Source organism: Oceaniovalibus sp. ACAM 378 (assembly GCF_008085915.1).
Lineage (GTDB): Bacteria > Pseudomonadota > Alphaproteobacteria > Rhodobacterales > Rhodobacteraceae > Oceaniglobus.
In genome coordinates this window covers 1-25,809 of sequence record NZ_VSJK01000015.1, presented here as the reverse complement: position 1 = coordinate 25,809, position 25,809 = coordinate 1, and the positions used below count along the sequence as shown (strand labels likewise).

General features: G+C 56.6%; 26 protein-coding genes, 1 tRNA gene and 1 pseudogene. 9 read left to right on the top strand and 19 right to left on the bottom strand.

Going from position 1 to position 25,809, the window contains the following annotated elements:
* Positions 1-61: 61 nt before the first annotated feature.
* From FQ320_RS18690 to FQ320_RS18650, 9 genes are all read left to right on the top strand, one after another.
* Positions 62-403 carry a helix-turn-helix transcriptional regulator gene (locus tag FQ320_RS18690; RefSeq protein WP_148474857.1) on the top strand — a complete coding sequence of 114 codons (342 nt, stop codon included), beginning with the start codon at positions 62-64 and terminating at the stop codon, positions 401-403.
* Positions 396-1,421, top strand: coding sequence for a permease (locus FQ320_RS18685; RefSeq protein ID WP_148474856.1), 1,026 nt, complete (start codon positions 396-398; stop codon positions 1,419-1,421). Before FQ320_RS18690 ends, FQ320_RS18685 begins: the two co-directional genes overlap by 8 nt.
* 65 nt (positions 1,422-1,486) lie before the next feature.
* Positions 1,487-1,723: a hypothetical protein gene (locus FQ320_RS18680; RefSeq protein WP_148474855.1), complete on the top strand. Its 237-nt coding sequence runs from the start codon at positions 1,487-1,489 to the stop codon at positions 1,721-1,723.
* Positions 1,724-1,755: 32 nt separating this feature from the next.
* On the top strand, positions 1,756-3,054 hold the full coding sequence (locus FQ320_RS18675; RefSeq protein ID WP_148474854.1) for a Na+/H+ antiporter NhaA: 1,299 nt from the start codon (positions 1,756-1,758) through the stop codon (positions 3,052-3,054).
* A 153-nt stretch (positions 3,055-3,207) separates the two neighbouring features.
* Positions 3,208-3,867, top strand: coding sequence for an ABC transporter ATP-binding protein (locus FQ320_RS18670; protein WP_148474853.1), 660 nt, complete (start codon positions 3,208-3,210; stop codon positions 3,865-3,867).
* Complete coding sequence (locus FQ320_RS18665) at positions 3,845-5,581, top strand: capsule biosynthesis protein (RefSeq protein WP_148474852.1); 1,737 nt, start codon at positions 3,845-3,847, stop codon at positions 5,579-5,581. The genes FQ320_RS18670 and FQ320_RS18665 overlap by 23 nt, the downstream gene beginning before the upstream one ends.
* 102 nt (positions 5,582-5,683) lie before the next feature.
* Positions 5,684-7,060 (top strand): mechanosensitive ion channel domain-containing protein, encoded by a 1,377-nt coding sequence (locus tag FQ320_RS18660; protein ID WP_255509599.1) that lies wholly within the window; start codon positions 5,684-5,686, stop codon positions 7,058-7,060.
* A gap of 76 nt (positions 7,061-7,136) precedes the next feature.
* A tRNA-Gln gene (locus FQ320_RS18655) sits at positions 7,137-7,211 on the top strand.
* Positions 7,212-7,650: 439 nt separating this feature from the next.
* Positions 7,651-8,754: a hypothetical protein gene (locus FQ320_RS18650; RefSeq protein WP_148474851.1), complete on the top strand. Its 1,104-nt coding sequence runs from the start codon at positions 7,651-7,653 to the stop codon at positions 8,752-8,754.
* Positions 8,755-9,183: 429 nt separating this feature from the next.
* Here the strand turns inward: FQ320_RS18650 and FQ320_RS18645 are convergent, their stop codons facing one another.
* The 19 genes and pseudogenes from FQ320_RS18645 to FQ320_RS18555 form a co-directional block, all read right to left on the bottom strand.
* A complete protein-coding gene (locus FQ320_RS18645; protein WP_148474850.1) occupies positions 9,184-9,504 on the bottom strand; it encodes a hypothetical protein in 321 nt (106 codons plus the stop codon).
* Positions 9,504-9,866: a hypothetical protein gene (locus FQ320_RS18640; RefSeq protein WP_148474849.1), complete on the bottom strand. Its 363-nt coding sequence runs from the start codon at positions 9,864-9,866 to the stop codon at positions 9,504-9,506. The genes FQ320_RS18645 and FQ320_RS18640 overlap by 1 nt, the downstream gene beginning before the upstream one ends.
* Before the next feature lie 100 nt (positions 9,867-9,966).
* Positions 9,967-10,479 carry a hypothetical protein gene (locus FQ320_RS18635; protein ID WP_148474848.1) on the bottom strand — a complete coding sequence of 171 codons (513 nt, stop codon included), beginning with the start codon at positions 10,477-10,479 and terminating at the stop codon, positions 9,967-9,969.
* Between the two features lie 107 nt (positions 10,480-10,586).
* On the bottom strand, positions 10,587-10,829 hold the full coding sequence (locus FQ320_RS18630; protein ID WP_148474847.1) for a hypothetical protein: 243 nt from the start codon (positions 10,827-10,829) through the stop codon (positions 10,587-10,589).
* Positions 10,830-11,897: 1,068 nt separating this feature from the next.
* Positions 11,898-14,282 (bottom strand): phage tail tape measure protein, encoded by a 2,385-nt coding sequence (locus FQ320_RS18625; protein ID WP_148474846.1) that lies wholly within the window; start codon positions 14,280-14,282, stop codon positions 11,898-11,900.
* A gap of 10 nt (positions 14,283-14,292) precedes the next feature.
* Positions 14,293-15,900 carry a terminase large subunit gene (locus FQ320_RS18620; protein ID WP_148474845.1) on the bottom strand — a complete coding sequence of 536 codons (1,608 nt, stop codon included), beginning with the start codon at positions 15,898-15,900 and terminating at the stop codon, positions 14,293-14,295.
* A complete protein-coding gene (locus FQ320_RS18615; RefSeq protein ID WP_148474844.1) occupies positions 15,897-16,289 on the bottom strand; it encodes a phage terminase small subunit P27 family in 393 nt (130 codons plus the stop codon). Before FQ320_RS18615 ends, FQ320_RS18620 begins: the two co-directional genes overlap by 4 nt.
* Complete coding sequence (locus FQ320_RS18610) at positions 16,286-16,606, bottom strand: phage head closure protein (protein WP_148474843.1); 321 nt, start codon at positions 16,604-16,606, stop codon at positions 16,286-16,288. Before FQ320_RS18610 ends, FQ320_RS18615 begins: the two co-directional genes overlap by 4 nt.
* Positions 16,603-17,019 carry a DUF3168 domain-containing protein gene (locus FQ320_RS18605; RefSeq protein WP_148474842.1) on the bottom strand — a complete coding sequence of 139 codons (417 nt, stop codon included), beginning with the start codon at positions 17,017-17,019 and terminating at the stop codon, positions 16,603-16,605. Before FQ320_RS18605 ends, FQ320_RS18610 begins: the two co-directional genes overlap by 4 nt.
* Positions 17,016-17,453: an HK97-gp10 family putative phage morphogenesis protein gene (locus tag FQ320_RS18600; RefSeq protein WP_148474841.1), complete on the bottom strand. Its 438-nt coding sequence runs from the start codon at positions 17,451-17,453 to the stop codon at positions 17,016-17,018. The genes FQ320_RS18605 and FQ320_RS18600 overlap by 4 nt, the downstream gene beginning before the upstream one ends.
* Entirely contained in the window at positions 17,443-17,736 is a 294-nt protein-coding gene (locus FQ320_RS18595; RefSeq protein WP_148474840.1) for a head-tail connector protein, read from the bottom strand. The genes FQ320_RS18600 and FQ320_RS18595 overlap by 11 nt, the downstream gene beginning before the upstream one ends.
* A gap of 571 nt (positions 17,737-18,307) precedes the next feature.
* On the bottom strand, positions 18,308-18,658 hold the full coding sequence (locus FQ320_RS18590) for an HNH endonuclease signature motif containing protein (protein ID WP_148474839.1): 351 nt from the start codon (positions 18,656-18,658) through the stop codon (positions 18,308-18,310).
* Complete coding sequence (locus tag FQ320_RS18585) at positions 18,655-19,299, bottom strand: hypothetical protein (protein WP_148474838.1); 645 nt, start codon at positions 19,297-19,299, stop codon at positions 18,655-18,657. Before FQ320_RS18585 ends, FQ320_RS18590 begins: the two co-directional genes overlap by 4 nt.
* A gap of 7 nt (positions 19,300-19,306) precedes the next feature.
* On the bottom strand, positions 19,307-20,872 hold the full coding sequence (locus FQ320_RS18580) for a phage major capsid protein (protein WP_148474837.1): 1,566 nt from the start codon (positions 20,870-20,872) through the stop codon (positions 19,307-19,309).
* Positions 20,869-21,189, bottom strand: a complete 321-nt coding sequence (locus FQ320_RS18575) for a gene transfer agent family protein (RefSeq protein WP_148474836.1) — start codon at positions 21,187-21,189, stop codon at positions 20,869-20,871. The genes FQ320_RS18580 and FQ320_RS18575 overlap by 4 nt, the downstream gene beginning before the upstream one ends.
* Entirely contained in the window at positions 21,186-22,358 is a 1,173-nt protein-coding gene (locus FQ320_RS18570; RefSeq protein ID WP_255509597.1) for a phage portal protein, read from the bottom strand. Before FQ320_RS18570 ends, FQ320_RS18575 begins: the two co-directional genes overlap by 4 nt.
* Positions 22,359-22,523: 165 nt before the next feature.
* Entirely contained in the window at positions 22,524-23,114 is a 591-nt protein-coding gene (locus tag FQ320_RS18565) for a hypothetical protein (RefSeq protein ID WP_148474835.1), read from the bottom strand.
* A 138-nt stretch (positions 23,115-23,252) separates the two neighbouring features.
* Positions 23,253-25,076: a DUF6538 domain-containing protein gene (locus tag FQ320_RS18560; protein ID WP_148474834.1), complete on the bottom strand. Its 1,824-nt coding sequence runs from the start codon at positions 25,074-25,076 to the stop codon at positions 23,253-23,255.
* A gap of 536 nt (positions 25,077-25,612) precedes the next feature.
* A pseudogene (locus FQ320_RS18555) lies at positions 25,613-25,809 on the bottom strand (transposase); the annotation flags it as partial.

Here is a 25,809-nt window from a genome sequence, read left to right as displayed (position 1 = left end):
GCGCACAAGATGTGGCGATCCGGGCTTGCATATCCGCTGTTACTTCTACAATACTAGTAATATGAAAACACACCCCGACTCCACCCTATCCATCGTCGAGGTCGCATCGACCTTTGCGGCCCTCGGCTCGGAACAGCGCCTTTCGGTTCTGGGTGCACTGGTGCGCGCCGGGCCTGACGGGCTGAGTATCGGCGCCCTGGGCAAAAAATGTGGCGTAACGGGATCAACCCTGACCCACCACATGCGGATTCTGACACAGGCCGGGCTGGTGCAGCAAAAGCGGACCGGCCGTTCAATCATCTGTGCTGCCGTCGAATATCAGCGGATCGAAGCGCTTTCGGCGTTCCTGCTGCGCGAATGCTGCGCCGATTGCGACGCGACCGAAGGACACAAGCATGACTGACCATTCCCACCCCGCGCCCCTCACAGGTTGGTGGCGCCCGAATGGCTGGATGGCCAGCGCGGCCATCGTGATCGGCGTCGCATTGTTCGAACCCGGTTACCTGCGCGAAACATTGACCTTTGTCGCCGGGGCATTGGCGGGCACCGCGCCGTTCATCCTGTTTGCCGTTCTGGCGGTGGCTTTTCTCAAGGCGAGCGGAGCGGAAACCCTGCTTTCGCGCGCCTTTCAGGGGCCGCAATGGCGGATGATCCTGTTTGCGGCATTGCTTGGCGGGCTGTCGCCGTTCTGCTCCTGCGAGGTGATTCCGTTCATCGCCGCCCTGCTGGCCGTCGGCGCACCTTTGGCGGCGGTCATGGCATTCTGGCTGGCGTCGCCACTTATGGATCCTGCGATGTTCGCGATCACGGCTGGCACGCTGGGGATCCAATTTGCCATGGCCAAAACCGTGGCCGCCGTCGCACTGGGACTGCTGGGTGGCGCGGTTGTGGCCATGGCAGCGCGAAGCCCGGTCTTTGCGGACCCGCTGAAGCCGCAGCCGGTGCGCAGCGGCTGTTGCGGCGTGAAAAAACCGTTCTCGGGCGCTCCGGTCTGGCGGTTCTGGTCCGAACCAGCGCGGCGCGATACATTCCGCGACACGGCCTTTGACAACACGCTGTTCCTGACGAAATGGCTGACGCTGGCCTATTTGATCGAGTCGCTGATGATGCGCCACATCCCTGCCGAAATGATCGCGGGGGTTCTGGGCGGAGAAGGTGTGGGGCCGATCCTTTTGGGTGCGTTGGTCGGGGCACCTGCCTATCTGAACGGCTATGCCGCTGTGCCTTTGATTGACGCGCTTCTGGCTCAGGGGATGGCTCCGGGTGCTGCCATGTCCTTTGTCATCGCAGGCGGAGTCAGCTGCATCCCCGCTGCCATCGCGGTCTGGGCATTGGTCAAACCCCGCGTGTTCGCCGCCTATATCGCGATTGCTCTGACTGGCGCGGTTCTGGCCGGGCTGGGATGGGCTGTTGTTGCCTGAAACTGTGTCGCTTCAGGTCAGTGTTGCCTGCCGCCCGGTCGCGCGACCTGCGTTTCGGTGGCCCCATGCGCGACAGGCGCTGCGCCAAGGCGATCCTGCTGGGCCGGGTGGTATCTGGCGCGCCGCCAAGCGTTCTGTTTGTGGCATTGCGCATGGTCGAGCTGCCGTCGGCATCATTGACCGGAGAGCCGTGGTTTTTGCAGCAATGCGGTGAAAGCCATCGCAAACAGCACAGCCGCGCACCCCGCGAATTTCGTGACATCGACGCCAATGCGGTTGCCCCAAACAGCACGTTCCACTAGGGCTGCAAGCTGGATTCCCGGAGGAACCTTGCATGTACCGCGTCTGGAATTTCGTAACCAACTATTCGCTTTTGCTGATCCTTGGCGCGCTGAGTGCACTGATCTGGGCAAACGTCGACGCGCAAAGCTATCATTACATGGTCGAATATCCGATCTGGTTCAATGATCTGCTCGGGTCCGATGCATCGCGGTGGCTGCATGCTTATGGCGACCTTTTCGGAGTCGAATATTTGGGCGATGTCACCCGGGTTCTGACCTTTCATTTCCTGATCAACGATATCCTGATGGCCTTCTTTTTTGCCATCGCTGCCAAGGAAGTGTGGGAGGCGGTCATTCTGAAGAATGGCAGCCTGCGCGGCAAAAAGGCGGCGACGCCGCTTGTGGCGACTCTGGGCGGCATGGTCGGGCCGATCACCGTTTATCTGGGTCTGGCGGCATTTCTCGGGTCGGATGTCTATGACGCGGTGGCCCGGGGCTGGGCGGTTCCGACAGCGACGGATATCGCGTTTTCCTATCTGGTCGGACGCCTTGTCTTTGGCGCCAGGCATCCGGCGGTTCGGTTCCTGTTGCTGCTGGCCATCGCCGATGACGCGGCGGGATTGATCATTATTGCGATATTTTATCCATCGGGCGACTTGGCCCCGGCGATGCTGCTGGTGTCACTGGCTGCGGCGGTCACTGTGTTTGTCCTGTTCAACTGGCTGCCGCGCAAGCTGGACGTCGGTAACCAACTGCGCACGAACTCCACCTGGGTGCGGGAAAAACTGTCGTTCTGGCCCTATCTTGCAGCCGGTGCCGTCAGTTGGTGGGCGTTTCAGGCCAGCGGGCTGCATCCGGCACTGGGCCTGTTGCCCATCGTGCCGACCCTGCCCCATGCCGACCGCGCCTTTGGCATCTTCAGCGAGGCCGAGCAGTATCTGACCGACCTTCTGAACCACACCCAGAACCTGATGCAACGCCCAGTCGAATGTATTCTGTTCTTTTTCGGACTGCTGAACGCAGGGGTCGAATTCAACACTATCGCGGCACCGACATGGCTGGTGCTGGCCGGTCTGCTGATCGGCAAACCGGCCGGGATCATGCTGTTTGGTTGGATCGCGGCGGGGCCGATGCGGCTGGGCCTGCCAACCGGGATGCGCACCATCGACCTCTTCGTGATCGGTTGTGTGGCCGCCATCGGGTTCACCGTATCGCTGTTCATCGCCTCGGTCGCGTTTCCGTCCGGTCCGATACAGGATGCCGCCAAAATGGGCGCGTTGCTCAGTTTCGCTGCGGCAGGCATATCACTGCTGGCCGGTGTCCTGACCGGTGTGCAAAAGCAAAAGGGCTGATCGCTGGCCTTTGGGGATTTGCCGGTATTCCGATCGGAGATTCCCCTGTGATAACCGCTCCGAGGGACATATTGTGGCCCGAAAGAGCATCTATGCATCCTGTTAACCACGCTCGGCTAGAAGCGTGGGATGCGGCAATGCGCCGGGGCGCTAATGATCGAGTTCGAAAATGTCAGTAAGTCCTATTGGACCGGATCGCATCACAAGGTGATCCTGCACCGCGCGTCTTTTCGCGTGGAGCTTGGCAATTCGCTGGGCATTCTGGCGCCGAACGGCACCGGCAAGACAACACTGATCAACATGATGGCCGGGCTGGAAAAACCCGACGAAGGCAAGATCACCCGCACCAGTCGAGTTTCATTTCCGCTCGGGTTCATGGGGGGCGTCGTCAACAAGCTTTCGGGCACCGAGAACGCGCGGTTCATCGCCAAACTCTATGGCATCGACCCCGATTATCTTGAGGCATTCTGCCGCTGGCTGTGCGGCTTGGGTGAATATTTCGACATGCCGGTCGGCACCTATTCGGCAGGGATGCGGTCACGCCTGTCCTTTGCGCTGTTGCTGGCTCTGGAATTCGATATCTACCTGATCGACGAGGGCATGCCGTCGACCACCGACGTTGAATTCAATCGCAAGGCGGGGGCGATCCTGCGTGAACGGCTGGAAAGCTCGACAATCGTTGTGGTGTCGCATCAGGCGGAAACGCTTGAAAAGTTCTGCAATTCGGCTGCTGTGCTGATGGACGGGCGGTTGCACATGTTCGACACTCTGGAAGAGGCGAAGCATCTTTATGACTACGAAACCCAAAGTTAAAAAGTTTCGCATCCGCCGTTCCAGCCCCCTTGCCGGAGCGGTTGCAGCACCCGGGACCGCAACAGCTTTGCCCCTGAAAAACAATCCGGATCCTGTGGGGGTATCCGAACCCCATTCGCCCGCCCGCGCCGAACTGCAGCCGACCGCAGCGGCCACCGCGCCGCGCCTGACCCGGGTTAAGGCCCCCGAGGCCCTGGGTGACGGCTTCGGCACGCCCCCCTCTCCAAGCATCACCCAGAACGCCAGCATCAGCTCCACCGATGAGGTCAACGAAGAAACCGGCATGGACGATCTGCGCCGCGAGGGTTTGACCGGTCGGCAACTGCGTATGGCGCGGCGTCTGGCACATAAACACGGCTTGGCACCGACATCGGATTTCGACGCCGTTCGCCAGTTGCGGGCGCGCGGTATCGATCCGTTCGAACGCTCCAACATGCTGGAACTGGTCGTTCCGCAAAGTTCGGCACAGGGATCGGACGCAGACCAGCGGGTTCAGTTGCCGCAAACCATACACCCTGCCGGCGTGCCATCCACCGAAGTCGGACCGCGCCCCAGCCCCCGGGCCGAACGGGCGCGCGAGATTCACGACATTCAGCGCGATATCTCGCGGCGTCGCCGCCGCAAATCGCTTTTGCTGTTGGCCCGGCTGGCGTTTTTCGTCGGCCTGCCGACGCTGATCGCCGGATATTACTATTTCGTCATCGCCACGCCGATGTATGCCACGAAATCCGAATTCGTGATCCAGCAGGCCGATTCTCAGTCGCCCGGCGGGTTGGGTGGGCTGTTCTCGGGCACCGGCTTTGCCACCAGTCAGGATTCGATCGCGGTGCAAAGCTATCTCCAGTCGCGCGACGCCATGCTCCGGCTTGACCGGGACGAGGGATTCAAGGCGCATTTCACGGCACCTGACATCGACGCGATCCAGCGCCTGCCTGCGGATCCGACCAACGAACAGGCCTATAAGGTCTTCAAGAATAACGTCGAAATCGGCTATGATCCGTCTGAAGGCATCATCAAGATGGAGGTTGTGGCAGCCAGCCCAGAGGCAAGCGCCCAATGGTCGAACCGCCTGATCGGCTATGCCGAGGAACAGGTCGACAACCTGACCCAGCGCCTGCGCGCCGACCAGATGCAGGGCGCAATGGAGAGCTTTCAGGTTGCCGAAGACAAGATGATGGCGGCCCAGCTCCGGGTGCTGGAGTTGCAGGAGCAATTGGGCGTGCTTGACCCGACCGCCGAAACCGGTGGCGTGATGAGCCAGATCACCAGCTTCGAAGTGCAGTTGCAACAAAAGCGGCTGGAGCTGCTGCAATTGATGGACAACCGCCGCCCCAATCAGGCCCGTGTCGCCGGGGCCGAGGGCGATATTTCACGGCTTGAACAGCTGATTGCCGCCCTGCGCAGCCAGTTGACGGACGGCACCGGATCTTCCAGTTCTCTGGCCCGGATCGGCGGCGAATTGCGGATGGCCGAGGTTGACCTGCAAACGCGGACCTTGTTGATGCAACAATCCCTGCAACAGCTTGAAACCGCCCGGATCGAAGCAAATCGTCAGACCCGCTACCTGTCCATGGGGGTGACCCCCGTCCCCCCGGACGAAGCGACATATCCCCGTGCGTTTGAAAATACGCTGCTGGCGTTCCTGATTTTTGCTGGTGTCTATCTGATGATTTCACTGACCGCATCTATTCTGCGGGAACAGGTTTCGGCCTGACGCGACGTCTGACTGATTGGGGCGGGGCATCCTGCCTGCCCCTTTTCATGGTCCATCCTCCCCGCTAGCGTGGTGGCTCCTGCCGCTGCCCGGAGTGTCGCCATGTCGCGTTTTGCCCTCTGTCTTGCACCGCTTCTGATCGCCCTCCTGCTGGCTGTACCAATGCCCGCCGGTGCGCAGGACACCCGCGTGGCCGAAGAAACGCTGAGCCGCGCAGCCTTGGAAGACGCCATCGCAGCCGATGCGCGGATTTCCGAACGTATGCGCGCGATCCTGACCGAACTTGACGGATACGAAGGCGTCTATGTCTCGGTCCGGTCGGGTATCGTGACCCTGACCGGCGAAGTGCTGGACGGCGCCGCCATGGTCCGGCTGGAGGAACTTGCCACCAAGATCGAGGGCGTCATTGCCGTCCAGAACGAGATTTCAGAAACCACCGATCTCTCCAAGCGCCTGGACCCCGCGATCGAGCGCATGAAGGCCCGGCTGCGTCAGGGCATCGCGGCGCTGCCTTTGGTCGCTGTGGCGCTGAGCGCAGCGGCGCTGATGATCGTGATCGGGATCCGGATCGCCCGCATGCACCAGCCTTGGGAACGGCTCGCCCCAAACGCATTCATCGCCAACATCTATCGGCAACTGGTGTTCCTGGTCTTTGTGGTCAGCGGTATGGTCATCGGTCTGGACATTCTGAACGCCACCGCCCTTCTGGGCACCATTCTGGGCGCCGCTGGTATCATCGGTCTGGCCATCGGTTTTGCCGTCCGCGACACAGTGGAAAACTTCATCGCGTCGATCATGCTGTCGATCCGCCAACCGTTTCAACCCAATGACGCGGTCGAGATCGGCGGCGATGAAGGCAAAGTCATCCGTCTGACCAGCCGCGCGACGATCCTGCTGTCCTTTGACGGAAACCACATCCGGATTCCCAATTCGACTGTTTTCAAAAGTCGGATCGTCAATTTCACCCGCAACGCCGAACGCCGGTTCCAGTTCGATATCGCGGTCGAAGCCGACAGTGATCTTGCAGCGGTGCGCGGGTTGATCGAACAGACGGTAAGCGCGATGCCCTTCACTCTGGAAACGCCGGGCACATCTGTATGGATCAAAGATCTCACCGACGCCGGTGTCGTGTTCACTGTCACGGGTTGGATCGATCAGACCCAGACCTCGTTGCTGCGCGCCCGGGGCGAAACACTGCGGCTGGTCAAGCAGGCCATCGAATCGGGCGGCTATGCAATTCCCGACACGACCTATCGCATCCGCATCGATCCGCCCTTGGCATCGATCACCGCAACTCCGGCTTCAACCGCTCCGGCGGTGGTCGCGCCCGCGAAACAGGTAGTCCCACCTGCCCCGGTCGAAACCGCTGCGATCGGTGTCGATATTCAGGACGATCAGGCGTTGGAACAGATGATTGCCGAAGAACGCAACGATGAAAGTAACCCAGACCTGCTGCGCGCCGACGCTCCAAGCGAATAACCTTGCGAATTCCATCTGTTTGATCGCCTTTTGCTCTTGCGCGGTCGGGCCCAGGCCAGTACATACCGCCCTGCGTTGGGGTGTGGCCAAGTGGTAAGGCATCGGTTTTTGGTACCGTGTACCGTAGGTTCGAATCCTACCACCCCAGCCAAAGATTGTTTTTCGTTATGTTTCAGATACTTAGGTGATCCCAGCGGATCGTCTCCGGAACACTTTTCCGGCTCAATCGTGCGGAACAATATCACCTCATCGCGACCTTCAGCGACTCGCCACTGAAACTCGCCGGATGATCGGTAGCCTTGTTGATTTTGCGGGCGATGACGCAAACCAACATCCTTCGTCAATGAACTGCTCAGCATTGCTGAGAGTCAATCGCGACACATGCGACCCACGGGTTCCGTCATCACGAAGGCGGTCAGACATTTGGGCAATATTGAGCGTCGGTAGAGCGGACCTTGTGAGCTTTCGCTGCACTCGCGCCTAGGGTTGCTCTGGCGTCAAGCCTCCCCAAAGGTTGTTACTTTCTATTGTAAGGATTGCGCCACCGCGAGTGTTGAACGTAGTCTTGTTGCAAACTGAAAGACACATTCATGACGATGAAAATACATTTCCTTCTGACCGAACGCCTTGACGGATACGTGTTCAATCCGCATCGACCTGAAGGGTTGAGTTTTACTGACGCCGCAACAGGTGTAAAGATAGAAATCCGAGCGGACGGTGAGGAGGGCGATTTCGGGTTTGGTCACAGGAATTTAAAACTTCGAGCCAACATCTCTTGTGATGCAACGGAACGCCAAGTTGGCTTTGTCGAATCTTTGCTCAATGAGCGCATCATCAGACCTAACGAAACGCCCATTACATTGCCATACTTCATAGACCAGAGAGAGGTGATCGCGTCTGATGGTGAGATTGCCATAGGTTACAGCCCAACTTCGGATTTTTTACCGACAGAATTGCAAGAGCTTTGTGTTTTCATAGGCAGAGAACTTGAAGAAAATGCTGTTCGGTTCGTTCAATTACTTAGATGGCTTGTAAAGGCAGGCGGTCCGGTGAATGTCCGGGATCGTGGTGTCCCGTGTTTCAGCTTGTATTGGAAAACCACTCAAGAGGTTTATCATAGTGTCCCGTGGCCGAAGCAGGGACCGATCACAATAATCGATTTTGGCTCTGGTGGTCTTACCTGGTCGGATGAAGACCAACAGACGCTTTCGCGGCTATGGGATACTAGAAACGGACAAGAGCCACTGGCGCACCAGCTCTTACGCGAGGCAAAAGGCATTGTTGAACATAATAGCAGAAGTGCATTGCTAATCTGCTACTCGGCGCTTGAGGTAGGCATAAAGCAACACATTTCCAAGTGCGCGCCTGATGCTGCTTGGCTTGCAAAGTATGCTCCCTCGCCACCACTATTGAAGATACTAAAGGGATACTTGCCAGAGATTCACCGCGACAAACCGGACTTCGAGAATTGGGCCGCGATCAAACTAAAATTGAATTTGGTTAATAAGTTTGCGGAAGATAGAAATAAACTTGCACATAGTGGAGAAAGCATTGCGGGCTCACTAAATGATTATATTAGGATTACAGAGGATCTGCTGTTCGCTTTTGATGTGTTTGAGGGGCATGCTTGGGCCAAAAATCGTGTTAGTAGGGAGTTCGGGAAATTGCTTGGCTGGAACTCGGGCGCAGACTAAATCGCTAACGATTCGACTTTATGACTATTGAGTTCCGCCGAAGGGAACCTTGGAATTGGCCGTAGTTTCTACTCCTACATATTTGACATATCGATTTTGCCTCTCTAGGGATCACTCGGCACAAAGAAAGGGCGAAGCCAAGGCCCCGCCCTTCCAGACTGCCAGAAACAGCCCGTGCACCGCGCAAGGCGAGAAATCCCTGCCGTGCCATGTCGGGGTTGATAGGCATAGCCTGCGCACTAACCGACTGACCGCAGCGCCTTCGGAAGCCCCTGAGGCCCAAGGTGCGCCAACCTTATCAAAGCCTATAGTGCTATCTGGTGAATCTGTTGGCTGGGATGGAACGCAAAATAGGCACCCGAAGGTGCCTATTTTCATCGTAGAAAATATTAGCTAAGCATATCCACTCATTTGCTAATCTCGAACTCGTCAAACTTGAGTTAAATAGTATCTGAGCAACTCCGTTTGTCTGTTTAGATTGAACCTGTGCAACTCCGCTTGTTTGACAATCTCGAACTCAAGCGAGATAATATCTGGGTCAGCATTGGGATTGCATATTTCAAAACCTGCTTCATAGCCGATCTCAGGAAGTCGATCCAAGAGGAAAGCCTTGCTCTCATTTGCGCGAACAAGATCGGCCTTAATCTCAATAATGCAATCACGGATGGTCGCCAAGTGATGAAGATGCTCACGCAGTGCATTCGCAGCCGACTGTTCAACCAAATTATTCAGAATCGGGTTCAACGCCATTATACTTCCTCTTTGATAGTCAAGGTTTCCGATTGAGCGCAAGTTGTGTGTGCAAGGGCGTCCTTCTGTTCGATAAATTTTTGGTAGTGCTTCCGAAGCAGTTTTACGTTCGCCAAAAGCCCGGAAAGATGATCAATTAAGTTGCAAAACTCAAAATCTGGATCATCAGATTCGATGATTTCTTCGATCCAGATTTCAGCTACGTCACCAAGGCCAATGTCCTCAACCGGATCACGCAACATACATTTTGGCGTATATTCGAAGCTTCCAATTTTGAACGAACGCGACATAAATACTTGAATATCTATGGATCGGTCGGGGGACATTGCGGCTTCGGTAGTGGTTATGTTATCAAGGGCCATGCTGGCCTCCTATTTGAATGAATGGGGTTCGGCGTGGTCTTCGGACAAGGGCGGCGTGGTCTGCAAACTGGTGCCGCCCTTGTTCTTCTTATAGGCTTGTTCAGCCAGTAACCTTCCACTGCGGGAAGGTATGTCGGACCTGCTTATCAAGCTGGTCCAGCATCTTGTTCAACCTTGCGGCTTCTTTTAGCGCGGCTTTCTTGACCTCGGGTTCCGACAGGTCGGAAGCCTCGATTTCAGCCATGCGGGCTTTGATCTCTTTGCGCTTGTAGTCACTCACATACCAAGCAAGGTCTTGTGCCGCTTCGATCAGGGCCGTCACCATGATCTCGGCACGTCCGAGAGAACGCGGGTTATCGGCAAACTGCGCACCGGCAACCTCGGGGCTATAGTTAGTATGTCCCTCAGGCCCACGGTCATCTTTGAAAGCAGGCGTCTCCATGCCCATAAACTCAAAGTTATCCGCGAACGCGGAATCGTGGTCGTAATCTTTGGGCAGCGTTTCAAAGAACGGGGTCTTGAACACACCTGATAGAGTTAGACTGGCGTTCGTCATCCGTTCCTTCTTGCGGTCCATGTATTCACGCTGCCGTTCGGCGGGGGTCTTAGCCATTGTGATTCTCCTTCCGTCACCGTCAGCAATAGTGATGACGCTGACGACCCGCCATAACAAAATGCATTTGTGACTGCATTACCTTACGTCAACCCAGTGCTGCCCCTTCACGCGTCCGCCTCAAAGTCACCACGGCAGACCTCGGGCATCACGTCCACGCCACCAAGCACCTCAGCAATGGCGCAGCGCCAATCACCGGCCCGTGCGGCTTCGCGTAGTTCATTCAAGAGTTGGGAATAGATTTCGTCAGTGATGAAATGTGGCAAGTTCGTCGTGCTCCTGCGTTGATGATTGCAGGAATCTAGTGCGCTCGACTTCGTGACGTCAAGAAGATTGATAAAAAATGTCATTTAAAACCGCTAGTTAGCTAAAAGTTTATCTAGCTGTTTGTCGAAACGAAAACACCCTGCCGGGGGCAATTCACCGGCAGGGTGTTCAATCAGGGCATAGTTGGAAGCCAGCCCATAATTGTTATACTATAACACCTAAGCTGATAAGCCTTCAAGGGGCTTCTTGCGGTCTCTGCAAGAAACTCATCTTAGTGGAAACTTCGTCGCGTTCTGCGATTTCCACCAGCTCAGTCGGAAGTTCACGACAGGATCGCAACCTTGCCGCACGCCGTATCGGGTGCGCCCAAGAGCCTGCCAGTGCTTGGGCCAACGATTGTGCATCAATTAGTTTCATTTTCATTCCTATACTCGCCGCCTCTGGCGGCTCACTGCGCCTCGGCCTTCGGCCTCGTTTCAAGCCTTCGCGCTGCGCGCTCCGGCCCCGTTTTCTCTGTTCACCTATCCGCAGAAGCATCATTCGCTCTCACATGGTATGAATATAACCTGCGGAAATAGACTATCCCCCCCCTCTCCATCCCATGACGCAAACAGGCTTGCGTCATATGTGCGGGATGAAGAAAGGGGATGTGTTCTGCGTTTAACAGTGGTGGACCAAACCTTGCTTGTCGAGCAAACCGGGCGGCTTCCATTACCCGGCGATATTCGGCGCATCCTGATCTTGCGATCAAAAGCGGTTGCAATCTTTCGATTGCGCAACGTGACCGGCTTTCCTTCAACCTGCGTCACGTCCGGCAGTTGTCACCCCATCCTTTCGGAATTGGACATTGCTGCCGTCTATTCGTGCTTCCTTCCCCTCGCGGGCGGCGGCGGCGTTTACCCCGGAACAATCCGGGCGCGTTCCTGCGTCCTACCAACTGGACGACTTCCCCGCACCGTCTCGTATTCGGCTTTCTGGGGTTCTTTTGGCGAGGTTGGCAACTTGTCACTAGGCGATTGACGATCAACCTAGTTTGTCAGTGAGCGTCATTCCCAAGGGTGTCTGCTCAAACCTAACGACTTTGTGCTTTTTGCTGCCTGTAGCGGCACGATCAAGATACCTGAATCAAAAAGCGGATTCAAGTGCTTATGTTAACGCAACACCCCGCCCGGTCTCATCTGCCGAATGAGTTCTTGTTGCACCAATCCCCGAAACATCCGTTCGGTCTGTTCTGCCATCTGGTGCGCAAGGTCGGCGTTCTGTTCGGGTGTGCCACCACTGGCGTTCACCGTGATTGGGGCACTGATGGCGATGCTGGGCGTGGGTGCGCGCTCAGACTCGCCAGAACGCCCGCTGGTGGCCCTTGCGACCTTTCCGGCGTCACCGACTAGGCCACCGCCTGCATAGCCGTTGCGAGCGCTCTGGTGGAGTCTGTCAAGGTTCCCCGCGCCAAGTCGCTGCACCGTCTCCTTACTGAATACATATTCACCGCGATGCACCACGCCAGCCGGTTCATACTTGCCACCAGCGCCAGTGTAGCCGCCATCTGCAAAGCCAAGCAGACCACCGACAACGTTGGACGGACCAGACAGCGGCCCGCTGAACAAACCCATCAGTGTCTTTTGGAACTGCATCTTGGCGATCTCCAACAGCAGATCGGCCACCGCTTCTTTGGCGCTCTTGGAACCGTCCAGCACCGACATGAATACATCGGTCAGGGCTTCGGCGCCTTTCTTGCCACGCTCTTCCACCGATTGCAGATCATCAGCAGCTTTTTGCGCTGCATTGCCTGCATTTAGGTGCGCCTGCGCCAGACGGTCCACCTCGGCAGTAAGTTCCGGCGTGATTTGCTTGCCATCACGTTGCGCGGCACTCAGCAGTTCGGCGCGGGTGCGGGCGTATTCGATAGCATCCGCGTATTTCAGTCCAGAGGCAGAGGTAGCAACCAGCGCCACGGCTTCGGCGTTCAGTGCCGCCGTCTCGCGTTGCAGCGATTCAATAGCCTTGGTGTAATCATCTTGCGAACGGCCACCACCACTGCCACCACCACCGGTTGCGACCTTCGGCAACTCGGGTTCGCCAAGCATGGCCGGTGCAGCGCGTGGCCGGGGCGTGGCAACAGGTGCGTAGACGTTGGCCGGGTCAGGTGGGAAATTAGCATCGTCGTCCATCCAGTGCGTCGCCTGTCGCGCAGGGGTCACAACGTTGGATGATCCATCTGGATTGGCACCGGGCAGTGCCGCGCGCAGTTCGCGGGCTTTGGCAGCCGCCTGACCAAGCCGGGTGATCAGACCACCAATACCGGCGATCACACCGCCGAATTCTGCCGTGTCGATAGTGGCAACGTCAAGAAACGCGGTGCGCGCCGCCTGCGCGGTGTCGTCCAGTTGCCTTTCAAAATCATCGGCGCTGATCGTGCCCGCTTCAAGTTCGCCGGACAGTTCACGCATGTTGACGGCAGCGGTCAAAAGGTCGTCAGCAGCCTTGTCATATCCCCATGCGCGCAGTTGCGCTGCGGCCTGCATCATCTGGCCGGACAGCGTGTCAGCTTCGGTGCCTAAGCCTTCATAGGTGCGTCGCAGGGCGTGGATTTCGGCTTCGTGGGCTTTGATCGCTGCACTATCCTCTTCCAGTGCGTCAGTAACACCATCGCCCAACAGGCTGCGGCCCTGATCGGCGGTGCGGAACAGGTCTTCAATATCGGTGCGCAGTGTTGCGATCTTGACGGCGGTATCAACTGCACCGACAGCGAATTCCTTGAAAAACGAACCAATCCGCGTCTGCAAAGCCTGAAACCGTCGATCCAGTTCGGCGGCTTTCTGGATCAGTTCTGCATCCAGCACAGCACCGGAATCGCGGGCCGTCTGGATAGTCTGGCGCAAGGCGGCTTCGCCCTGACCCAGCAGTTGCACAAACTGTTCGCCCCCAGAACCACCGAACACTTCATCGGCAATCCTGATCTGTGCGGCCTTATCCAGACCTTCAAGCCGTCCGGTGATCTCAAGGAACAGGTCGGACGGGTCGGCCAGCTTGGTCTTCAGTTCCGTCGCGCTGTATCCCAAACGCTTGAAAGCATCGGCGGCGCTGCCTTGACCGGTGACAACGAATTCGTCGGCGCGCAACGAAAGCTCTTTCAAGCCGTCGATCAGGGCATCAACACCGACGCGGTTCTGATCGCCCAGAAATTTCAACTCCTGAAACCGTTCAATGCTCACACCAGCGCGTGCTGCGGCGTCTCCGATCTCTGCGGTTTCCTTCACGATTCCGCGCATACGTCCAGCAAGGGCATCTAGCGCACCGATGGTCACTGCACCGGCCAGACCACCAGCCAGACCGGGGGCAAGCCTCTTGAACATAGCAAGGGCGCTGTCACCGGCCTTGCCGTAACTGGCGCGCATACGCTCGGCAGACTGGCGGGCGCGGCGCTCCATCTGTGTTGATGCGCCTTTCTGTGCGGCACTGGCGCGCTTGAGACCTTTTTCGAGCTTGTCGATACGGGCTTCAATCGGGACGATCAGGCCGGGTAGTTCAGTCATTTCTATATCCTCAGAAAACGAACAGTTCGGCGTCATCGCCGGAATATTGTGATTTGTTTGTTTCACCGGCGCTGGCGCGATGAACGGCAATTGCGCATGCAACTGCCCCGTCGATCCGGTCTGTCTTCTTACCCTTATGCATGCGCGTCAGGCCACTTTCAGAACGCGACGCCACAACGCTATCGAAATGGTGGCGCAATACAGGGTGGCCGTTCTGGCGGATCATCTCGCCATTCACAGTGCGCTCAAGATCGCCAATCGCGACGCCCATGTTCAGCGGTGTTTGGCGTAGCTCCACCACCGGCAAGCCGTCATCGTGCAAGCCCTGCATCATCCGACGGGCAAGGTGTGGATCAAACGCGATCTCTTGCACGTCGAAGGTGCCACATAACTCGCGCAAGTGATCCTCGACGATCTCTGCATCGATGATCGGGCCGGGTGTGGCGGTAATCAAACCCTGATCAGCCCATTCCTGATACGGGACGCCATCGCGCTCAGAGCGGCCTTTCAGGTCATCGCCGGGTATGAAGAACCACGGCTTAACACTGATCTGCCCATCGTCATGTAACCATGCAGCAACAACGGATGCAGTGTCGCCACTCAGGGCCATATCGACGCCAATCCAACAGGGCAGCGACTCAAGGTCGGTGTCGTCATCGTCAAACTGACGCGCGTCCCATGTATCCATATCGAAAAGGGGCGATCTTGAAGCACCTTGCCACATATTCAGGTTGAATTGCTGAAAGGCGTATCTCTCGGCAGGTCTATGCTCAGCCTCTTTTGCCAATGCGCGCAGGCCAGACAGTGACGGGAAACCATGTTTCAAGCCGGGGTTGGCTTTTAGCCAGGTGTTTTCATCCTGCCAATCGTCGTCAGGTTCGGCGGCAAACAAGATCGGCAAATATTCGGGGTTGTCGATCTCACCAAGGGCAACGCGACGGGCATAATCATATTGCTCAGCGGCCAATGTCTCGGCACCACGTCCGGCTGTTGTGGCGATGACGATCAAGCTATCGTCGATCTTGGCCGTTCCTGATTTCAGCGCTTCCCACAAATCGCGGCCTTTCCAAGCATGGATTTCGTCGATCAAGGTGAACGAGGGTGTCAGGCCATGTGCTGCGCCGCCATCGCTGGCAATCGCGGTCAACGTCGATCCATTGCCGGGATATGTAATCTGCTTTTTACTGTTGAAAGCGTCTCTGATCGAGGTGGCCGCGATCAACCGCTTATCCTCGCGCACGATATTGGCCGCTTCTTTAAAGCCGATAGAGGCTTGTTCACGATCACACGCGGCAAAGATGATTTGACCAGCGGGGCGTTTCTCGGGGCCGAACAGGTGCAAGAGCGCCAAGGCGGCGGCTAAGCTGGTCTTGCGGTTGCCACGCGGTAGCAGCATGAACACGGTCTTCACGACGCGCGTTCCGTCTGCATGGCGCGGCCCATAGATGCGTCGCACGATACGTTCCTGCCAGTCGAATAGCTGGAACGCCCGGTTCGGTGCCGTGCTGTTTGGATGGCGCAGTCGGCGCAGAAACTCGACAGCGCGCGCACCATGGCCCAGCGGATCAGGAATTTCCGAACCGTCATAAATCCAATCAGGGAACGCGCTCTTGGTCATGCGTCTAGCGGGTTGTCATCGTTGTCATCAGCAGGCTTCGCATTACCGATGCGCGCACGGCTGGTCGGTGTCAGGCCGTATTCAGCGGCCAACTGGCGCGCAGTCTGTGCTGCGCGGTTCAACACGCCGAACAGGCGCACATCGATTGCACCGCCAGCAGCAGCGCGCTCTTCTTCGATCTGTCGGACGATGCCAGCGCATGTGCAGTAATGCTCCACGCCTGCCAAATCGGCACGGGTGATAATGCTGCGGGCGATCAGTTGCGGCATGATCCTGCGCCATTCCGCCTTGGCCTGTGCTGACAAATGCTTCGGCGCGACTGGTGCGCGTGTCAGGGCGTCATCGTCTGCACTCAGGGTCGGCTTCACGCCACGGCTATGAACGCTCACCCTGCACCGCCTTTGACGCGCAACTCTAGACCACGCCTGCGGCCCAGCTCGACAATTCGGTTAAGGTCATGGGCTGTGCCGTTGTAGGTCACGCGGTCAGCGGTTGTGATGCCTGCCAGATACCGGATACGAAACACGATGTTGCCTTGCTCAGCAGCGCCATAGCCGGACAGGTATTCGTCTGTTGATTGCTGCACGATTTCAGCGCGCACAGTTGCAACTTCGGCCCATGTCTTTGTGACAGCACCGGACGGCATGACTGTTTCGGTTTGGCGCTCAATGGTGATCTGGCGATCAAGTTTACCGCTGTTGATCACGCCTGCCACCGAACGGCGGCTTCAACCGTGCCAACGCCATGCGAGTATGCAAGCTCCGGGTCAGGGTCGCGCATGTAGCGAAAACTTGGCCGGGTGTATTCGGTCACGTCTGCAATCGGCAAAGGGCTGTCCCAAAGCGCCAGTGCCACCGCACCACCGATCTGGCGGGCCATGTCTGCCCCGTCTTTAATCGCCCAGATATGCAGGTCGATAAAGACGCGCGTGAGGTATCCATCACCGGACGTGCGCCCAAGGTGGATGGTTTGCGGGTTCGCAAGGATGATGCAGGGCGTCTTATCTGGGCGCGTCGTGCCCGCGCGCACATGATCGGGATGCACAAGGGCGTTCACTGCCGGGTGATCCAGCAACGCAGCCCTGATTGCGGTCTGCAATGTGATGCTTGGATCGATCATGCGCTGCCCTTCCCTGCATTTCTGATTGCCTTGCTGATCGCCGCCGTGATGCGCCGCTGCGCCTTGGGCTTGGCGATCCGAAAACCGGGCAGCATGAAGGGCTGCGCCTCGTGATGGACGGTGCCGAACTCTTGCAGATGGCCGTGACGAACGTCCGTATTCCCAACGGTGACAGCGGCCATATTCTCCGGCAGGGTCATACTGCCACCGCCCACCGCATATGGCGGGGTAGTCTCGCCGGGGCCGGTGACTTGGATACTGCCCAGCAGATCGCCTTCATCCTCTGGCACCAGCAGTTCCATCGCGGCTTCGACATCCTGAGCGCCCTTGATCAGCGCCGGACGCAACTCGCGCACCACGTCAGCCGGAATAGCCAGTAGGCGCTTTTCCAAGGCGCGTGATTGCTCAGCCAGTGACTTGTATTTACGCGCCATGGCCCGTCACCTGATCTTTGAAACTTTCCAGCAGATCGCGAACGCCGAACGGGATTGCTTTTGAGCTACCGTCGAACGCGGCTTCGCGTTGCTCAAACCAATAGGACGCGAGTTGCAGCGCGGCCTCAACCTGTGCCGCGTTGGCTCCATCGAACGGAACGCCGGTATAGTTCGCAATCCAGATTTCAGCAGCGCCCAACTTGTGCGCCAGCAGCGCACCGTCAAGATCGTGATCGATGTTCAGTTGCGACTTGAGAAGGGCAACGGGTGTCTGTGCGGTCATTGGCTTGCGCCCTTTCTATCTGAAAAACCTATTTCGGGCGTATCTTGTGCGGACCTCCCCCCGCCGGTCCCCTGAGAAGCTCCCAAGTCGGAACCCACCCCCGCGAACGAAAATGGGTAGATGCTAATTTGACATCTGCTAGTCTGGACTCGGGTTAGTGAGAGGTTGCAAAAGCAACGTCGCGCAACCCGGTGCTGGATCTGAGGTTTTCCGATCAGATCAATCGCGGAGCGCAGGAGGTCACAAATGATTGAAACAATAGAAAGGAATTCGTCTCGGCTAAATATTTCCAACTTACAATAAGTCGGTTTGCCAAGCGACATTCTACAAATAAAGGCAAACTGAATGAAGTATATGAAAGAGAAAATCACACGCGAAAGTATTGACCAAAAGAACGGCAAAACTCTTCGAGAGACAACAGAGCGCGTCGAATTCGAAATTTTGAATTGGGCTACACTGGCTTCTCTAGGCGTCGCCCTAGTGAAGTTCTCAGGTCTAATGTGATAAAAAGTTGCCACGTGCGGCAACGTTGAAGGCCTACTGGCCTTCAACTCTACTCCGTTATGAAAACTCAATGCCCTCTACTTTCCTGTTTTTGCTTGCGGCGATTGTGGCAGGAGGTGCAAAGCGGTTGCCAATTCGAGCGATCCCAGAACAGGCGCATATCGCCTTTGTGCGCGACGATGTGATCGACAAGGGTTGCCAGCGCCCTGCAACCGGGCCATGCGCAGCGGTCATTGATCTTTAGGAACAGATCACGCGCTTTGCGCCATGCACTGCCATAGCCGCGCTGTGAGGCTGTGGGGCGTGTTCGGTCATGGCGTTTGTTACGCGCGCGTTGTGTGGCGACCTGACAGGCGCAACGGGTGCCGTGTGACACGATCACGTTACAGGCTGTGCATAGATGCGGTGGGCGGCTCATGTCGCGCTGACCTTGTTAGACAAGGCATGAAGTGCTGCACGATCAAAGGCCGGATCGAACCCTTGCTCTTCGATCTGCTTGAGGCGTTCCGATGTATAGATGTTGTCTGCGACTGTAGCTGTGTCGTCATCGGCTGCGCCGTGAATGGCTTTCAGCTTCTCAATATGCGCGGTGAATGCGTCGGTGATCTCTTGCGGTGTGGCGCTCCAAGCCGCGTCGGGCGTCCAGCCAAGCCAACCGGTCGCGATGCCGAATAGGTCTTGAAACGCTTTGGCCCACGGCTGGAGCGTGCTGGTGCCTGTGGCAGCGCTGGTCGCGTCGTCGGGTGCCCCTGAGGGCTGGGGCAGCAGGTTCGCGACCAACTCGATTACTGGCGCTTGGGTGGCCTGTTTGAACGTCGATAGTGGCCCTGTTGCGGCGTAGATAAAGAGGTTCTGCGCAGCCTGTCTGTCGGGTGCGCCTGCGGTGATACAAGCCGCGATTGTTCTGGTGTCGAATTGTTCGATTTTGCGCAGCAATGCCGGAAAGCCATCATGCAGGCGTTCAAGCTGGATGGCCGCGCGCAAAGACGGGCGCAAAGCTACGGCGTGATTGCCATAGCTCAGCGTGATCTCGTCACAATATGCGCGCGGGTTAGTCATTGATCGATCAGACTGCGCAACGCAGTTTGATGAAACGATCAGGGTGCGTCAGGTCTGCACCGACACGCTTGCGCGCATGGAAGCGGATCTGACCATTCGTGGCGAGCGTGAACGGGTCGCGCAGTGTCGAAAGGCCGATGCGGTCAACGATGCGATATCCGCTCATATCGCCGAACAGGATCGGGGCTTTGCCTGCGCCGATATCGTCCATATCCAGCATTTCCACGACAGGACGGCCCAGCAGTGTTGACGGTGCGCCCTCACTGATCGGGTCCAGAACCAGATAGCGGCCATTGCCATCTTTCCACTGACGCACGATTGCCAGCGTGTTGCGGTTCATCAGCCAAACGCCGGACTGTGCGTAGGTCGTGGCGATCTTGTGATACATCGCGATCAGCACGTCGGCAGGGTTCGCAGCCGGAAAGTTCGCGGCCACTCCGGTCTTGATCTCGGCAATGTCGGCTGCGGTCATAATGCCAACCGGCTGACCGATGCCGGTGCCTTTGACGAACGCCAACCCTTCGGTTTTACCGAACGATTCCGCGAAGTCTGCCAGCAACTCGCCTTCCAGATTGTAAGCGTTGTCTTCCAGCAGGGCGTTACTGATATCGGTGAAAGTCGCCAACTCGTGCGGTGTCAGCGTCACTTGCTCAAAGGTCATGCCGGACGCGGTGCGGTTGGCGATCTCCGAGACCCATGCAGCAGACGTGCCTGTCAGACGGCGCGGATAGGTGATCGACTGCGCACTGATCTGCACCACCTTGGCATACTGGCGCAGCGGGCTGAATTCGGTCAGCAGCTTGATCAGTTCACTGCCGGTTTCTTCAGGGGCCAAAAAACCGCCATTGGTATTGTCAGCGACGGTCAGCGCCTTCATTTCGTCGGGGCTGATACGCTCGACACCACGGCGCAGGAACGATTCAAATGCTTTCCGCTCAGGGTTGGCAACGGGGCCGGTGACGTGAACGCCTTGGGGGCGGCTGGTCTTGGCTTCCATGCGATCAAGACGGGCGTTGATTTCATCAAAGGCTTTGGTGTCGATCAGCGGTGCATTGGCCGGGGTGGCAACGGGTGCCGGGGTTTCGATTGCTTCGGGGTCCATGTGGGTTTCCTTGTTCATGGGGTCGTGTGTGGCATCCGATTTCAAAGACGTGATCTGTGCGCCCGGATGACACGGCACGGCGACAACAGAGATTTCATGCAGGTTCAGGGCGGTGATATTCCGGCCCTTGGCGGTGCGGGTCGCCTTTGTGGTAACAAAGCCAATGCTCAGGCCAGTGACTGCACCGGCACGGATCATGGCGCGCACTTCACGGGCGCGCTCTACATCGTCAATCAGCAGCTTGCCCTTAACGGTCAGCGCCGTGTCGGTCTCTGCGATGTTATCCCAGACGCCAATCACTTGAGCCTGATCGTGGCCAAACAGCATAGGCAGGGTGGCTGGGGAGATGATTGCACCTTTGGTGATCACGTCGCCAACACGGTCGGCGGAACCGAACGGCCAAGCGATGCCTTCGATCTCGCCTGTGTCGGTGACGGTCAGTTGTGCCTTCAATTCAAGCCGGGTCGTCATGCAGATTCACCTTTTGTTTCCTGAATCCCGTTCCAGCGGGCGTCTAGGATATCGAGAGCTAAAGGGAAGGTTTCAGCGAACGGGCGATTTCGCACGTAAATGTCTACGAGACGCATGGCCTCTTGCGGCGTCATGTCCGCGCCGATCAGGGAAAGCCGGATGATCTCGATAAGATCAGCGAGCTTGAACTGCATGGCGATTGCACGTTGATAGAGCGCGCCGATACCAAGATCGGTGATGCGCTCAAGTTCGGTGATCATGTCGTCGGTCAGGGCAAAGGCGTGTTCGCCATCGCCAAAAAATGCGGTGTGTTTCATACCGGTGCGCCCGTGCTGGTGTAGGGATTTTGCAGATCGTCACCGTCCGAACGCGGTTGCAGGTTCAAGCCTGAACGAACCTCATTTGCGGTCATCGCGCCCATGCTGCGATATTGGCCGTAAGAGGCGGCGCGCGCCGCTGCGTCTGTGGTCAACAGATCGTCGGTGACAAACTCGACATAGAATGTGGTGCGCTCTTCAGGTGTCAGCAGGCAGCGCGCGTAAGCCCATGCCCAGCTTGCCAGCCACGGCTTTAGCGTGATCGCGTAAAACTGCCGGGCCATCTCTTCGGTGTTCGACCAAGTTCCGCGCGACAACTCGAACAGCATGGTTGGTGGAACGCGAAAGACACGCGCAATCTCGCGAATCTGTTCAAGCCGGTTCTCACTGAATTGAGCGTCTGAAAGTGTCATGGCGACAGGCGCGTATTTCATACCCTCATCCAGCAACGCGGTTGCGCCAGCGTTCTTGCCACCGTGATTTGCGAACCATGATGCAGCCAGTTTTCTCTTCGCCTCTGCATCCAAGCTCTTTTCGGCAGTGATAACACCGGACGGACGGCCACCATTGGCGAACACCCCGCCGATGTGGGCTTCAAAGCTCAGCGCAAGTGCAATGGCTTCACGCCCAAGGGTGATGGGTGCCACGCCACCAAACGCTTCAATGTGCAGAATATCTGTGTAGCTGTGAAGCCGCTGGCCTTGATCGTAACTGACACGATAGGTCGGCTCGCCATCGTCGGCTTGCTCGCGCTGCACCTTGGCCGGGTCTAGCCGGTGAAGCTCAAGCGGCTGGCCTGCCCCGTTGCGTGTCACCAACGCGTAGCCGTGGCCGGTCAGTAGGGCGTCAGCAGTCAGTTCTTTGCGCAGTTGCTCGGCACTGGTCCAAGGGTTCACTTCGTCATGTATCAGGCGGTAAATCGGATGACTAGTAAGTGCTGACTTATCATCGCGGTTGAAGAGCTTCGCAGGCAGCGCTCCAATGGTTTCTGAGATCAGCGAAACAGCACACGCGACAGCAGGAACGCGCATTGCATTGCCCGGACCTACATGAATTCCGCTGGTGGTCGGGACAGCACCGAACAGGCTGAACGCCTCGGGGTTGGTCAGGGTGAGCGCCTTGGCCTCGGGCTTGAAGCCCAAGGCAGATTTGATCTTGTCGAAGGCCACGTTTCACCATGCGATTATCTGCGTTGTTGCAAATATAACACATTCTGAGTCGGGTGAAAAGGACAATGTTATATTATAACACCTTCTCAATTTCACAAAACGCAATCCTAAAATTGTTTTTCAGGATAGTCCTTGGCCAGCTAGCTTCTATACATACGAGTCAATCTATAGCGCGTCGTCGCCCGCCTTTGATAGCGCAGCTTCACAAGCTGAACTATTCGCAAACCGGTATTGGATATGAATCCAAGCGGTATCATGAGACATGGCTCTGATCGTTAGAAGAATTTCAGTAATGTCATCTGGAAGCGTCGACCCCGTCTCATTGCTCCAAACAGACTGCTTAACTCTCTCATTCTGACGAATCGCCATTACCCATTCGTCAGAATCTCTCCAAAGCGCTCCATTTCGAATAAAATCGAGGTCTTCATACTTACCATACTTCTTTGAAAGAGCGGCATCGAGTTTATCAAACGAAGCTAGCACATTTAGGCCATAGCTATCGTTCCCATATCTCCCACCGATCCCAGTCACCATGCAAACACCAGTCGAATCTGCTGAATTAACTAGATAAGATTCAAACTCGCTATGCGTTACGGGAGCAACTACTTCAAACTTCCCGTTTCCAATCTCACTCTTCACTTCCAAATTTGAAATAGAGGTCCCCATTTCAATTCCGAAAGCTTGCGCGAATGCTACCGTTCCGCAGAAATTCATAACGACACATGACGCCGCTAACCACTTTAATTTCAAAGCCATTTCCTCACACTTCCCGCGTTTTTATCTCACTAATATCAGCCTATCTATAACAAGTAAAAGTTGAAGTCTCGTGGAGTTACTTGACAATGCAATTTTACAATATGTTGCCAGATAGCAACTTTTCGAAAGTGTTACCTGTCATATTTTTCTTGCAAATCTATCAGGTAGAAGGTGATCCAGATCAAGACCCGGATAGGAGATCGCGCTGATCAGTTCCGCGCGCTTCTCAAGCATCCCCTGTGGGATCACCCCATATCGCCCCGTCATCGATGTATCGCCATGCCCCATAAGGAACCGGAATTCATGGTCAAGATAGCCTGCGCGGCGTAGTGCGTCTGCCGCCCCATGCCGAAAGGAATACTGACTGTAACCGCGCCCGTTCTTGATCCCCAGAGCGGTTAGGTATCGTGAAAACATGCGCGAGAAGTCTGCGATCATCTGGCCGCGTGAATTGCGCTCTGCGTCAGGAAATAGACGTTTCTGCCCGGCACCTAACATGAAGTTACGATACTCGATCAGGCCCAGCTTGATCAGCTTATCATGGACCGGCAAGATGCGTTTGGAGTTTTCATTCTTGACGCTCTTATCCTTATCGCCATCATCTGTGATATGCAGAATCCATCGACCATGTTCCTCGCGCACGTCAGCGACAGAAAGTTGCGCGATCTCGGCGGGCCGTGCGCCTGAGAATAGCATAATCAGAGGAACCCAATACCTGTGATCTCTGATTAGCACGTTGCCGGGCTTCTGAATAAAGCGCGGATGTGTATCGCTCTGGCATCCTGCGAACAGTGGCGACTTGAAAAGGGTATTCATCTGGTCTGATGTGAAGGTCAGCGTCTTGGTGTTTTTCTCCTTATTCAGCGCCATACCTTCCACCGGATTCTGATCGAGATAGCCGTGACTGACCAACCAACGGCAGAACGCGCCCAAGCTCGACAAGTGGCGGTTGACCGTGCGCGCGGTAATCGTGGGCTTGCTGATCTGTTCGTTGTGCTTGACCACCTGCCCTATTGTCATGCCCTGAAAAACGTTGGTTTCCGCCGCCTTCACTGGATATTTCAGCAACAGTGCTTTCCACTCGCGCACATTCTTCTTGTCGATTTGTGCAACTGGATAACTTGAACCGACATGCTGAACGAACAGGCCAATATCGCGCCGCGCTTGATTGAGAGTGTCGATCTTCACTTGGCTTGGGTTCTCAGAAACGTATTGTTCAAAGACTTCCATGACTGACTGCCCCGGTTCAGCGACGGCCCTATGCACCCCGCTGGCGGGCCTCACAAGCGGGTCAAGCGGAATGCCGGTGTAGTCGCCTTCATCACGCTCTATCGTGCGCTGCAACGCCTCTATCTCGGCGCGCATCATCTGGCGGGCCAGCACGTCACGGTCGGGCGATCTCGCCTCGATATACAGCCGGTTTTCGGTAAGGAATTGATCGACCTCGTGATTGATTAGAGCCGTGTTACCGCTGGTCAAGTGTTTACGCATCTCCGACAGTTTCTTTCGTCGCGCCAATGCGTCGATACTGGCACCGCCCTTCCGTCGATCTTGTAAAACCTGAACTTCGAGCGCTGCGTCAAGCATCGCCAGCGTGTCGGCTATGTCGATCTCTTCATGCTGTATGCGCTCGACGGCCTTCTCTGTCGCCGTCTCGATATCCGAGTCGGTTGGCACGTTGCCGCGCTGGCCTTCGTCGCGCTCTATGCTCTGTGAGTAATGTTGCCAGACAGCAGCGGCCTTATGGTCATCGGTCAGCACACCACGTGCGCGCAGGTCGTCAAACTCGCGTCGCCATCGCTCGATAACAGGCCATAGCAACCGCTTAGCCGTCGCCTCATCCTTGGTCTTTAGCGACTGTTTCCGTGTCGTAGTGCCGATGATTGATACCAGATCGCTCGGAACGTCCAGCCGTGCATAATAGGTCGCACCGCGTCGCCAAAGGTATGTCTGTCTGCCCATATCCGCACCACCATTCCGGAACACCATTCCGGAACAGTTGTAGAGTTATAAGTGATGTGTTAGCAATAGCTTATAGGATTTCAAGAGCTTAGAAAAAGTTGGATTTTGTTCCTACCACCCCAGCCAACTTTCTCTTACATGACAGACCGTGGGCACCAGCGCCTCTCTAGGGGCCAAAATGCCCCTGTTAATGCCCCCGCCTGGGGCACACCTAAGCACGAACCAACTGTGGCCTTTTCTGGGGTGTTAGCTGCCGGTCTCTGGGGCCGAGGGGATGATGGGCCCCCTGACCAGAGCCACCTCTAAGGGAATAATTCTCCTATAAGAGCTCTATCCATATAATAGGTATAAGTAATGGATAAGAAGGAAGAAGAAGAAAGAGGAGGAGGTCCTAGAAAGGGGAGTTATAAAAGGGGGGAAGCCCTAATAACACTTGTAATTTTCAGTTGCTTCCTCTTCCCTGCTGGTTCCTCCTAGCCGCGACAAGGCCCCTCAATGGCAGTGATAGAAGACCCCCGACATTCTAGGCTCTGGACTCATAACCAAAAAATCACTGCTGCGGCGAGAGCGATCGCTGAGAGGAACACTTTGGGGCTGCGGTCGTATCGCGTGGCTACGCGCCTCCAGTCCTTCAATCGCCCGAACATGATCTCGATCTGTTACCTGGCAGCGCATGTTTACATGCGTGAGAAGGCGGTTGCGCTTTCTGTAACGGCGCTTGTCGTATTTGACG